General features: G+C 60.6%; 9 protein-coding genes and 1 pseudogene. 3 read left to right on the top strand and 7 right to left on the bottom strand.

Going from position 1 to position 11731, the window contains the following annotated elements:
- Positions 1–147 precede the first annotated feature (147 nt).
- Positions 148–702 carry a cyclophilin-like fold protein gene (locus DDD63_RS04130; protein WP_125482430.1) on the bottom strand — a complete coding sequence of 185 codons (555 nt, stop codon included), beginning with the start codon at positions 700–702 and terminating at the stop codon, positions 148–150.
- 409 nt (positions 703–1111) lie between these two features.
- The gene (locus tag DDD63_RS12400) at positions 1112–1780 is read right to left on the bottom strand and encodes a cyclophilin-like fold protein (RefSeq protein ID WP_205647314.1); all 669 of its coding nucleotides are present in this window, start codon (positions 1778–1780) and stop codon (positions 1112–1114) included.
- Positions 1781–2064: 284 nt separating this feature from the next.
- Between DDD63_RS12400 and pta the strand changes: the two genes are divergently transcribed.
- A complete protein-coding gene (pta, locus tag DDD63_RS04120) occupies positions 2065–3699 on the top strand; it encodes a phosphate acetyltransferase (protein WP_108715310.1) in 1635 nt (544 codons plus the stop codon).
- A 160-nt stretch (positions 3700–3859) separates the two neighbouring features.
- A complete protein-coding gene (locus DDD63_RS04115; RefSeq protein WP_108715309.1) occupies positions 3860–5035 on the top strand; it encodes an acetate kinase in 1176 nt (391 codons plus the stop codon).
- 649 nt (positions 5036–5684) lie between these two features.
- Here the strand turns inward: DDD63_RS04115 and DDD63_RS04110 are convergent.
- From DDD63_RS04110 to DDD63_RS04095, 4 genes and pseudogenes are all read right to left on the bottom strand, one after another.
- Positions 5685–5981, bottom strand: a complete 297-nt coding sequence (locus tag DDD63_RS04110) for a ferredoxin (RefSeq protein ID WP_108715308.1) — start codon at positions 5979–5981, stop codon at positions 5685–5687.
- Position 5982: 1 nt separating this feature from the next.
- On the bottom strand, positions 5983–7284 hold the full coding sequence (locus tag DDD63_RS04105; RefSeq protein ID WP_108715307.1) for an FAD-dependent oxidoreductase: 1302 nt from the start codon (positions 7282–7284) through the stop codon (positions 5983–5985).
- A 6-nt stretch (positions 7285–7290) separates the two neighbouring features.
- On the bottom strand, positions 7291–8163 hold the full coding sequence (locus DDD63_RS04100) for an electron transfer flavoprotein subunit alpha/FixB family protein (protein ID WP_108715306.1): 873 nt from the start codon (positions 8161–8163) through the stop codon (positions 7291–7293).
- 24 nt (positions 8164–8187) lie between these two features.
- Positions 8188–8948 (bottom strand): annotated as a pseudogene (locus tag DDD63_RS04095) (electron transfer flavoprotein beta subunit/FixA family protein).
- 592 nt (positions 8949–9540) lie between these two features.
- Between DDD63_RS04095 and DDD63_RS04090 the strand changes: the two are divergent.
- Positions 9541–10182 (top strand): TetR/AcrR family transcriptional regulator, encoded by a 642-nt coding sequence (locus DDD63_RS04090; RefSeq protein ID WP_108715305.1) that lies wholly within the window; start codon positions 9541–9543, stop codon positions 10180–10182.
- 95 nt (positions 10183–10277) lie between these two features.
- On the opposite strand, the gene DDD63_RS04085 is transcribed toward DDD63_RS04090, so the two are convergent.
- Entirely contained in the window at positions 10278–11726 is a 1449-nt protein-coding gene (locus DDD63_RS04085; RefSeq protein ID WP_240611411.1) for an MFS transporter, read from the bottom strand.
- Between the last annotated feature and the right edge of the window lie 5 nt (positions 11727–11731).

The raw sequence follows: 11731 nt of genomic DNA, 5'->3' as shown, positions 1-11731 counted from the left end.
AACGTGCGGCCCCAAGCCCGGGGCGTTTGCGCACGGTAGCGCCCGACTCGCCGCTGCCATGTGCCGCGCCGCCTCGCGCCTTCGCGTCCGCTTAACGTATTAGCACGCGTAAACCGCCCCACACAGGGCGGCCCTAGAGCACCGACCTCATTCCTCCACTAAGCTGATTTCAACGGTGACGTCGCCAGTGCCCAGAATCTCTTTCAGTTCCTCTTGTGTGACATCATCGATCTTCGCCAAGCGAACGGCATTAGCCCAGTTATACCTGTAGTAGATACCGAGTTCACCAATCCTGTCGCAGATGATGTCACCAGGCCCAGGGTTGATTGGCTTCCAGTCGTCTGTCGGTAGCTCCTGCTCCAATTTCGCACCCTTGTACTTCTCAATCTGATCTTTCAACTCGAGCGTGAGGGGACCATCGGCGAGGATGTCGCGCAATGCGTCTACGGCGCTGTTCTCCTGTAACGTAGCAGTCATTTCATGCCCGTTGGCCACGATCTTGATCTGCGTGGCGACCGGCTCGTCCTCGCCGGTGTCGTCCGGCGTCGTATCCGAATCAGACGGTCCAACAGTAGGCGAATCCAAACCGCCGCCCGGATGTAGACCATCAGTGCGCACGCTCGTGCACCCCGCCATCCCGGCCGTCAGCATCAACATTCCTACAAGGGCCGCGAAGGCTCGCTTCCAACGTGTGAACACCATAGTGGTAGCCTACTGTCCCTTCCCTTGCCTCACAATGTTTTTCCACTCCGGGTTGGCATGGTCGATTCAGGCTGAGATTCTCAGCTAGGCTGGCGTGGCCGCATTCAGGCTGGGATTCTTGACCAGGCTGGCAAAACCACACCCAGACTGCTAATCCTCCGGCAAGCTGTAAGCCCGGCATCGGGTCGGGAAGCGGTAGTCAGGTCAGAAGAGCGATTCCACCGAACGCCGCTTTTAGGCGCGTTTTAGGCGCGTCAGCCTTCTGCGCAGATCATCTCCTCCTCGCACGCTCGGACCACATAGCGACCGGCGGAGTTCCTCGTTGCAGCACGCCGCCTCCTCCTCGCAGGCGCTAACCACATCGCGTGAGGATTACCCCCTGCCCCGCCAGGAGATCACCTGAGCAGTGTTACCCCTGCGCCAGACTCAACTCCACGGTCACTGCGCCCGTACCGAGGATCCTTTGCAGCTCCTGCGTAGATACGTCGTCGATCGTGCCTAAACGGGTGAGGCTCCACGAATTGGTGCCGTAATAGATGACGAAGTTGCTGCCTTGGTACAAGATGAGGTCTCCCGGCTCCGTGCTGATCTGTGTGTCGTTACGCGGAAGGGTGACTCCCAGATCACCAACTTTCTCAAAGCCAGAATAGTCTTCCATCTCCACGGTGATCGGGCCATCTGCGAGCAGCTCTGCCAGCGCCTGCGCCGAACTATTATCCGCCAGCGTGGCGCTGAGTTCCTCCCCGTTCACCACGATTTTGATCTGCCTCATATCGGCTACTCCTTCATGAGTTTCGTCCGGGCCTCCATCGGTCGACGTCGTTCCTGCCCCGGATTGCTCTGTACCCGAAGTAGCGGCGAGCGTACCATCTGCCGAGGCGCTCGACTCAACCGCACCACCAGACTGGCGCTCCGCGCCCGGGCGTTCATCAGAACATCCCGACAGTCCACAACTCAGCATCAACGCTCCCAATATCGCCCCAATACGCCGCCTGGCTTGTAGCCGCGTCGTCGCGTGCATCTGTGCGTGTACCGGCACCATGGCTGCTAGCCTACTACGCACACTTCCTATAGACACGCCACCTCCAGCCACCGACTTACGAGACACATCACTACTTGAAGGCAGCTTGGACAACGTCCACTTGGTCGGTTAGCGAGACATGGACGCAGCGCATACTTGCGGGCCGCTACTTCTGGGCCGTTACCTGTGGACTACACCACCGACAAAGTGCTTTTGCTCACGCACCCCGGGAAAAATGTACTAGGACGTACATCCTAGGCGCGGAATATGCGAAAATCGGACCGGCGAGAAACTCCCGCCAACTGAGGGTCCCCAACCAGAGGGACCGGAAGGATTGCATCGTGGCAAACAGCGTCTATTTCACGGCGATCGAAGGCAATTGCGGCACGCAAACCGTTCTGCGTGCATATCTCGACTCGCTCCTCCAGCAGTACAACAACGTTGGCGTATTCCGCGCCTTCGCCAATGGCCCCATCCACGACGACGCGGTGTTCCTCGAACTGCTGCAGCGGGTCGGCAAGGCCGCCGACGTCGACCGTGCGTGGGGCACAACTCGGCAAGCCTACGTCGCTGACGAAGAGGCCGCCATGAACGCCCTAGTCAAGCGGTACACAGACTACGCCGAGGGGCTGGATGCCGTCGTCGTACTCGGTGTGCTTGATGGTGATCCTTTCAATCCCGGCATGCTCGCGCGCACCGGACGCGCAGCTGCCAATCTCGGCACCTCCGTCATCATGGTGCTCACCGGAGCCGAGCGTACTGCCGTAGAAACAGCCGCCATCGCCTCGCTCTCCGCCGCCGAGATCTCCGGAGAAAACGGGCCCATCTCAGCCACCATCGTGGTCGATGCGGCCGATGGGTTCGAGCAGGAACTGCCCGCTGCCGGACTCACCGGTCCCCTGGTCCTGCTGCCGGATGGACAGCCACGCACCATTGAAGGTACGGACGAGCAGACGCTGCGGGCCGCTATGGAACAAGGCTCAGAGGTAATCACCCCTCTCAGTTTCACCGCCGCGCTCATCGCCCGCGCCCGCGCAGACCGCAAACGCATCGTTATGCCGGAATCGGAAGATGACAGGATCCTCCAGGCCGCTGCCGAACTACTCGCCCGTGGAGTCGCCGATATCACCCTGGTGGGCGAAGAAGACGCTGTTACCGCCCACGCCGCAGAGCTCGGCCTCGACCTGACGGGCGCCGAAATCGTCTCGATTAATGATCCGGAACGCATCGAGAAGTACGCCACCGAGTTCGCCCACCTGCGCGCCAAGAAGGGCGTCACCTACGAGCAGGCGGTGGAGAAGGTGAAGGATGTCTCCTACTTCGGCACCATGATGGTCCATATGGGCGATGCCGACGGCATGGTCTCTGGCGCTGCCCACACAACCGCACACACCATCGTTCCTGCCTTCCAGATCATTAAGACCAGGCCGGGAGCATCCATTGTGTCCTCCGTCTTCCTCATGCTGATGGAAGATCGCGTATACGTGTACGGCGACTGCGCGGTCAACACCAATCCCACACCGCAGGAGTTGGCGGGAATCGCCATTTCCTCCGCAGAAACTGCTCGACAGTTCGGTGTGGAGCCACGGGTTGCCATGCTCTCTTACTCCACCGGAACATCCGGCAAGGGCCCCGACGTCGACGCCGTCGCCGAGGCCACTAAGCTTGCACAAGAGGCGCGTCCGGAACTGTTGGTAGAAGGTCCAATCCAGTACGATGCCGCCGTCGATAAGACAGTCGCTGCCAAGAAGATGCCCGGGTCCCCCGTCGCCGGGCGCGCCACGGTGTTCGTCTTCCCCAGTCTGAATGCGGGCAATATCGGTTATAAGGCAGTGCAACGTTCCTCCGGAGCCGTCGCTGTCGGTCCGGTCCTGCAAGGTCTAAACAAACCGGTCAACGATCTCTCGCGCGGCGCACTGGTGGAGGACATAGTCAACACCGTCGCCATTACCGCCGTACAGGCACAACAGGACTGAATGAAGGTTGCCGACTCTTCGGCACATACGCGGTCGTGAGTCCGCGCCGTACAAACATCGGCGCCGACATCAGCCCGGCGCAAACAACGCCATCGCCGGGATCGGCCAGATACAAGTTTGAACCGCCGGAATCCCGGCACAGCACTACACGAGGAGCACAATGTCTGTTCTTGTCATCAATTCAGGGTCGTCCTCGATCAAATACCAGCTCGTCAACCCTGAAAGCGGTGAGGCCATCGCCCACGGACTCGTCGAGCGCATCGGCGAGGAGACCGGCCATATCGAGCACGTTTACCGCGATATCACCCGCGAAATCGACGGCCCGGTCCCCGATCATGGCAAGGGCTTGGAAGAGGTCTTACGCCTGTGCGACGAAGTTGGCCCCTCACTGACCGACAGTTCCATCAAAGCTGTCGGCCACCGGATCGTGCAAGGCGGCAAGTATTTCGATGGTCCGGCAATTGTCACCGACGACGTGCAGGCAACCATTGAGAAGCTGTGCCCACTCGGCCCATTGCACAATCCGGCGCATCTCAAGGGCATCATTGTCGCCCGGCGCCTCCTGCCCGACGTGCCCCACGTGGCCGTATTCGATACGGCGTTCTTCCAGGGGCTGCCGGGAGAGGCCGCCACCTACGCCATTGACCGCGCACTGGCGGAGAAATACGAGATTCGCCGCTACGGCGCCCACGGCACATCACACCAGTTCGTTTCCAGCGAGGTCTCGAAACTTCTTGGCCGCGACGATCTCAAGCAGATCGTCCTCCACCTGGGCAACGGCGCATCCGCGTCCGCCGTGGTCAATAACAAAGCCGTGGAAACCTCCATGGGCTTAACCCCGCTGGAGGGGTTGGTGATGGGCGGACGCACCGGCGATATCGATCCGGCGGTGGTCTTCCACCTGGCACGGGTGGCCGACATGTCAATCGACGAGTTGGACGACCTGTTCAACCGCCAGTCCGGCCTCAAGGGCCTGGCGGGCGATAACGACATGCGTGCAGTGCGTGAGCTCGCCGAATCCGGAGACGCCAACGCGATCGAGGCCCTGGCCGTCTATGCGCACCGGATCGTCAAGTACATTGGCTCCTACTCAGCGATTATGGGTGGTCTGGATGCGATCACCTTCACCGCAGGCGTTGGTGAGAACGACGCCGAACTGCGCCGCGAGGTCATTGAGCGCCTCAATCCCTTCGGCATCTTCCTTGATGAAGAGAAGAACAAGGTTCGCTCCAAGGAGCCGCGCATCATCTCAACACCCGAGTCAAAGGTCGCGGTGCTCGTGTTCCCGACCAATGAGGAGCTTGCCATCGCACGCCAGGCAATGACCCTGGTGTAGGAAGGCGTTTCCCGCTACTTACCCGACGACGAGGAAGAGTACCTCCACTGGGAACCCCGTGGGCGAACGCGGACCATCGTGGAAGGGACGCTCATCCCCGCGGGCGATCCCCGTGGACGATCAGTAGTCCTTGTGGGTGATCTCCAGAGAATCCGAGCAGGCGTCCTCACACGGGGTCCCTTCCTCAGGTCTGCGGGTCGCCTTGTCGCTAGCCTTGACGACTTCCAGTGCTTCTGGCCCCCACCGGGCCGCGTGTCGCCTTGTCGCCGGGGATGGGCGTCGCCTTCCACCGGGGCCGCCCACGGGTAGGCTCCTAGGCTCTCCTGGTTTTCGCCAGTTTTCCACGAATAACCCGGAGAAACTACCGAAAACCCGGAATGTCGACCAAGCTAGACCCGGCATCGCTCACCCAGGCGGCCGATACCAACAGGGCCCAGCACCTTATCCCTGTGAGCCCCGCCGCGACCAGAGCACGCTGGCCAACCCGCTATCCCCTACTGCACAACAACGAGGGCGGGGGCTCCATTCGGAGCCCCCGCCCTCGCGTTACCCGTAGTCATGGAGAGGGAGACGAAACCATTCCCACGGGTGGTCGGTGGTCAACCGATAGCTAGACGCAACCTAACACAGCCGGACGGCCACCTGCGCGTCAGCCCTCGCGGAACACGACGCCCATCGAACTGGCCGGGTAGTGCCACTTCAGCGCACCGGGTGCTGCAACAGCCAAACAGGTGCCGCATTCCAGGCAAGCCGCATACTCAACCGAAATGGTCCCGTCGGGCTCTTCGGAATACACATGAGCCGGGCACACACGCACCAGCACCTTGCCGGTGCCCGTCGCCTTGGCGATCTCCTGGTTCACCTCGATATGCGGATTGCCCTCGTCCACCTCGTAGACGTTCCTGGCCAGCCGCTCGGGAACACTTCCTTCAAAGAAATCAGCCATGTCACATCGCCCTTACTGCTTGCATGCCGATCTTGGCAAGTCTGCGAATCTTTAGACCCGACTGCTTCAGCGCGTCCTTGGCCAGCGGCACCAGGTGCCGCCGCGGAGTCAAATCCAAGTTGTACACGCCAAAGAGTACCTCGGCAACCAACTCGCCGACCTGACCATACATCTCCTCGTTCTCCAGGAAGTCCGGAGCCTTGGCGTAGGTCGCCATGTCTTTGCCCACATAGGTCGAGTTATACTCGTCGATGTACCGTTCCAGGTACTCCTGCGAATAGTCGCCCGCCTCGATCGCGTCGTTGATAACCTTGGCCGCCGCACGTGCAGAGCCGGCGGCCAGATCCATGCCACGCACCGTGAATCCGGTGTTCAGCGTGAACCCGGCGGCATCACCGATCACCACAAGGCCCGACCGCACCAGGTCATGCTGCATGCGCTGCCCGCCCTCGGCCACCAGATGGCAGCCGTACTCCAGCAGTTCGCCGCCTTCGATGAAGGGAGCGATCGCCGGATGGGAGAGGAAATGATCGTGCAGGTCCGAGGAAGACTTCCCCTTCGCCGCCAGATCGTCCAAGCGTACAACGACTCCGATAGAAACCGAGTCCTTGTTGGTGTACATGAAGCCACCGCCGCCGACACCTTCGGTACAGTCGCCGACGATGGCGTATGCCGCGCCTTCATCGCCGGTCAGGTTGAAGCGGTCACGTATCTTCTCCTCGCCCAACTGGATCACGGATTTCACACCAACGGCCAGATTATTCGTCGGTTCCTTGGCGCGAATGCCAGCGTAGCGAGAAATGAACGAGTTCACGCCATCGGCCGCAACAACCACGCGAGCGCGCAGTTCGTCGTCGCCGGCGCGCACACCCACGAAACGACCGTCCTCGTTGATCAGCTCGTCGACCTTAATGCCGGGCATAACCGCGACACCGGCCTCCTCACACTTCTCGGCAAGCCACGCGTCGAACTTGGCCCGCAACACGGTGACGGCATTAACTGGCTCAGCCAGGCGTGAATCCCAGTAGTCCACGTTTACAAAGGATCCAGGATTCATGAAACTCAGACAGTTGCGTGTGATGCGCCGCTCCACCGGCGCCTCCTCGACGAAGTTCGGGAAGATCTCCTCCATCACCCGGCAGTAGAACACACCGCCGGATAGATTCTTGGAACCAGGCTCTACTCCCCGTTCGATGAGCAGGACCTCGCGGCCTTCCTGCGCGAGCAGGTAGGCGCATACCATTCCCGCGATACCGCCGCCGACGACGATAACGTCGAAGTCGTAGCTCTCTTCCTCCGCCATCATCGCCTACTTGGCCGCTGCCGTGAGTGCGGGCAGCAGCGTGTACAGGTCACCAACAATTCCATAGTCAGACAACGCGAAGATCGGAGCATTCGCATCATTGTTAATGGCGACGACGGTCTTCGAATCAGCCATACCCGCAGTGTGCTGGATCTGCCCAGAGATACCGACAGCAATGTACAGATCCGGAGAAACCTGCTGACCGGAAATGCCGATGTAGCGATCACGCGCCATCCAGCCATTGCCCTCGGAGAGTGGACGGGAGCAGGCGACTTCTCCACCCACGGCCGCCGCAAGATCTTCGGCAAGTTTGAGGTCCTCCTGCGCCTTGAAGCCGCGCCCCACGGCCACGATCACCTTAGCTGCACCGAGATTGGCCTGCGTAACATCCGCCGCCTCGGTCGCTGTGACTGTCGCGTTGAACATCTCCTCGGAAGCCGCAACTTCCGCTGCTGGAGCAGCGTCTTCCCCTTCGGCTCCGCCGTCGGCAATCACCACAATTGGACTGGAGAAGGAAACACTCTCTGCGGTAATCCCGCCGTAACGGTTCACTTCTGCAGCCCCGTCGGCGAGGCTCTTCACCCCGGTGATAACCGGCGCACCCAATGCCGCTGCCACGGCACCGGCAAGCACACGCTCCGCCGACTTATTCGCCGCAAAGATAACGTCACCGGGTGCCGCTGCCACCGCTGCGACCACGGCCGGAGCGGCGGCCTCTGCCGGCAGATCATCGGTCACTGACACCGAGAACAGCCTGTCAACACCGCTGAGCGGCACATTGCCAACCGTTACACCCGTGACTTCTCCGCCCAGGGCGCGTCCGAGCTCAACGAGAGCAGAAACCTGCGGGTCAACCGCAATAATCCACGCATTTGCCATTTCGTCTACTTTCCTTTCTTACTCTCAGAGCGCACCGGCGGAACGGAGAGCTGCAACCAGTTGGGCAGCCGCGTCGTCACCCGAGAAGAGTTCATTCTTGCGTGCCTTCGCAGCCGGCTTGGAACGCCCGGTTACGGTGAGTGACACGTCGGCCGGGCCACATCGGCGACGGCGACCGTTTCCACCGGCTTCTTGCCGGCGGCGAGGATGTCCTTCATAGAGGGAACCTTGGGCGTGACGGCGTCGGCCGAGACAGCTACCACGACGGGACCGGACACGCTAACCGTCCGTGTGCCACCGGCGACGGCCTGAGTCACGGTGTACCCGTCACCCGTCTTCTCTACCTCGGTTACCTCCTGGAAGCACGGCCACCCGAGGAAACCGGCAAGCAGGGCGGACATCATCTTGGCACCCTCATCAATCGAGGAATCGCCGGTGAGAACGATATCTACACCGTCCACCTTCTTGACCAAGCCTGCCAGCGCGGATGCCACCTTGGTGGAGTTCCATTCGACAGTCTCGTCATCGGCCACCGCGACTCCGCGGTCCAGCCCCTTCGACATGGCATTCTTCTTGGCCATAGAGCTGGCAACCTGCGCGCCGCCGACGCTGACACCAACAAGCTCCGCCCCTTCTGCGTCGGCCAGGTTACGGCCGATTTGAATGGCAACGGGGTCGTATTCACTCACGGACGCCTTGGCGCGTGACCAGTCAACAACGCCATCCGCACCAACGGATGCGTCCTGGGGATTAGCCGCGTACTTGTACGCAACGACTACGGTCATTGGAGCCTCTTTCTGTATCGTATAGTGCAAGGTCAACACCTTGCGGGCCAGATCGGAACTTGCCCGACCTCTATTCACTTGTTCGTGCACCAGCCTACGGTGGCTGGCGGCAGCCGCGTCCGTTGCAGGACGGGCCCGGGATTGATGCCCGCGGACACCACAATGTTCCGGATGGTTAATATCCTACACAAGTCAGGGCCGCAGGGCTACGGATCACGCAGGAAAAGCCGCGATCACATCATTCACACGGCAGGAAAGTAGACTCTCCGCCTTCGGCGCCGTATTGGCCGTTCCAGCAGAACCAGCATCGACCTTCCACCAGAACCGGTGTGGATCTTCCAACCGGAACCGCTTAGGGCCGTTCCACCCGAACGAACGCGCGCTTTTCAAGCAACATCCGTGTGAACCCAACATTGCTCGCGTCGGACATCCGCCCCACCGCACTCGGTGGATCCCGGCCTCGGCACCCACAGCATGCGCATACGACCCGGCGCCGAGAACAGTCGGCCGATACTACAGCCCTATCGAGGCCAAGCGGTGCTCTAGAATAGTTGTGCACGCAATGAAACTGATTGCTTTCTGAGGGGGAGCCATGCCTACTCCGCGCGAATGTCCTGGTCGCATCGGCCGCCCGCGCAACATCGAAGCAGATAGCCGGATCCTCAAGGCGGCACTTTGCTCCTACGGCGAAAGCGGTTGGCACGGTTTCAATCTGACGAAAGTCGCCACGCAGGCAGGCGTTGGTAAATCGTCGATGTACTCGCGCTGGGCCGACCGTGAGTCCCTGCTGCTGGACGCGTTCCGCATCCTCGTGCCCTGCCCGGGTCCTATCGGCGAAACCGTGCATGACATTCTGGTCAACGAGGCCGAGTTCCGCATGCGACTCTACCTGGGATGCCACGCACAGGCCGTGCGCCGCGTCTTCGTCGAAACAGGTTCCACCAATCAGCCGGTGATCCGCCGTGTTTACGAGCATCTGTACCTCGATCCCATCGGGCAGATCCGGAGCAGACTCTGGGAATTCAAAAGCACAGGCGCTCTGCCGCGCACCATGTCCATGACGCGTCTGCTTGATGCCATTGAAGGATCGGTACTCATGCGCGCCTTTTGTTTGTCTATAGAAGACATCGACTGTTTTCTTACCGAGATACCCGAGTATGCGGAGCATCTGGTGACCGACCAACTTCAGATTCCACACGACCGCGGCAGTGGAGGCCTGCGCGTGGCGTCGTAGGCAGCTGAATGGCTGGTCCGCGATGATTCGACGAAACAACTGACTTTCCGGCTCCTTCGTGGTCAACCGGATGGGCCAAAGTAGTCCCCCCATCTCTACCTGCCTGTGAACTCCGGCGAACCCGTCTCCGCTAGGCTGCGCCCCTTTGTCTCGGGTGCCCAGAACACGGAGACGACGAATCCGAACAACGTGATTGCCGCGCCCGCCAGCATCGTCGGACCCGTGCCATGCTCGTTCATGAAGCTGGGGAGAACATAAATGGAGACCACCGTGCCTATACGGGAGATCGCCATGGCCACGCCCATGGCCGAGGCCCGTATATCGGTGGGAAAGAGCTCGTTTGGATACAACCATTCCAAATTCCCCGGTCCACCTGAGAACAGTGCGTAGATACCGAAGCAGATCACAACCGTGGCCATGGCGGCATTCGGCACAAGGCCAAGAACTGCAAGAGCCACCGCCATGACAGCGAAGCATCCCAGAATAAGCGGTCTCCGCCCCAGGGACTCAGCGAGGAACATCGCCGGAATTGTACCGAGCATGAACAACGTGCCGATAATCAACTCGCCAATCAAGGAGGCCCGCCCTTCTCCCAGGCCGAAGGCACCGATAATACGCGGACCGTATGTGTAGATTGCGAACATCGGAATGGCCTGGCAGAGCCAGATGATTCCCACAAAAAGCACACGACGCAGATACGTTCCGTGGAAGATCTTGGAGAAGCGCGTCTTCGTGGCCGTCACCTCGTCGTCCATGGTGATCCCCTCCCCGTACACCTGAAGAACAACCGCTTCCGCCTCTTCGACGCGTCCCTTCGCCAGGAGCCAACGCGGCGACTCGGGGATGGACCAGCGTCCGACCAGGATCACCAGACAGGGAATCACCGAACTGCCGAGCATCCACCGCCAACCACCCGGCACGTCGAGTAGGAAGAAACCTGCCAGATACGCAGCATTCGCCCCTACGTACCACATGGCAGCAATCACGCCCATGGAAATTGATCGGTATCGCCGCGGAGTGAACTCGGTGATCATTGAGGTAGCAATTGGATAGTCCGCTCCGATGGTAATGCCAATGAGGAAGCGGAGGATGAAGAGTTGGACGGGCGAGGCGATGAACATGCACAGCACCGACAGCACCACGATTGTCACCACGTCAATCACGAACATCTTGCGACGTCCGATCAGATCGGTGACCCACCCGCCGACCGATGCACCAATGAAGAGGCCGACCAGCGCCGCAACGCCGATCATGCCACTCCAGTGATCGTCAATCCCCAGATCGGGAGTCATCTTTGTCAGGGCTACGCCGATAATGCCCAACACGTATCCCTCAAGAAAGGGACCGCCGGAGGAGAACAACGTGACTCGTTTCAGGAATGGCGTCATTCCGACGTCGTCAAGCCTGACTCTGGCCGGCACACCGCTTCCCTCCATGCCCTGCGCGCTACTCGCCTTCGACTCCGACGCGTCGTGTTCACTGCGCCCGGGTACACCATCACCGCCGGGTGCAGCGCTTCTGCTCGCTCTACTTGCACTGTCCATGGTTA

The organism is Actinobaculum sp. 313, assembly GCF_003073475.1.
Taxonomy (GTDB): Bacteria; Actinomycetota; Actinomycetes; order Actinomycetales; family Actinomycetaceae; genus Asp313.
The sequence above is the reverse complement of the archived record's forward strand: the minus strand, read 5'-3'. Positions and strand labels throughout refer to the sequence as shown.

Bases quoted from the DNA above. Each gene is read 5' to 3' on its own strand.
- DDD63_RS04130 (WP_125482430.1), bottom strand. From the start codon at position 702: ATGGTGTTCACACGTTGGAAGCGAGCCTTCGCGGCCCTTGTAGGAATG.
- DDD63_RS04115 (WP_108715309.1), top strand. From the start codon at position 3,860: ATGTCTGTTCTTGTCATCAATTCAGGGTCGTCCTCGATCAAATACCAG.
- DDD63_RS04110 (WP_108715308.1), bottom strand. From the start codon at position 5,981: ATGGCTGATTTCTTTGAAGGAAGTGTTCCCGAGCGGCTGGCCAGGAAC.
- DDD63_RS04105 (WP_108715307.1), bottom strand. From the start codon at position 7,284: ATGGCGGAGGAAGAGAGCTACGACTTCGACGTTATCGTCGTCGGCGGC.
- DDD63_RS04100 (WP_108715306.1), bottom strand. From the start codon at position 8,163: ATGGCAAATGCGTGGATTATTGCGGTTGACCCGCAGGTTTCTGCTCTC.
- DDD63_RS04090 (WP_108715305.1), top strand. From the start codon at position 9,541: ATGCCTACTCCGCGCGAATGTCCTGGTCGCATCGGCCGCCCGCGCAAC.
- DDD63_RS04085 (WP_240611411.1), bottom strand. From the start codon at position 11,726: ATGGACAGTGCAAGTAGAGCGAGCAGAAGCGCTGCACCCGGCGGTGAT.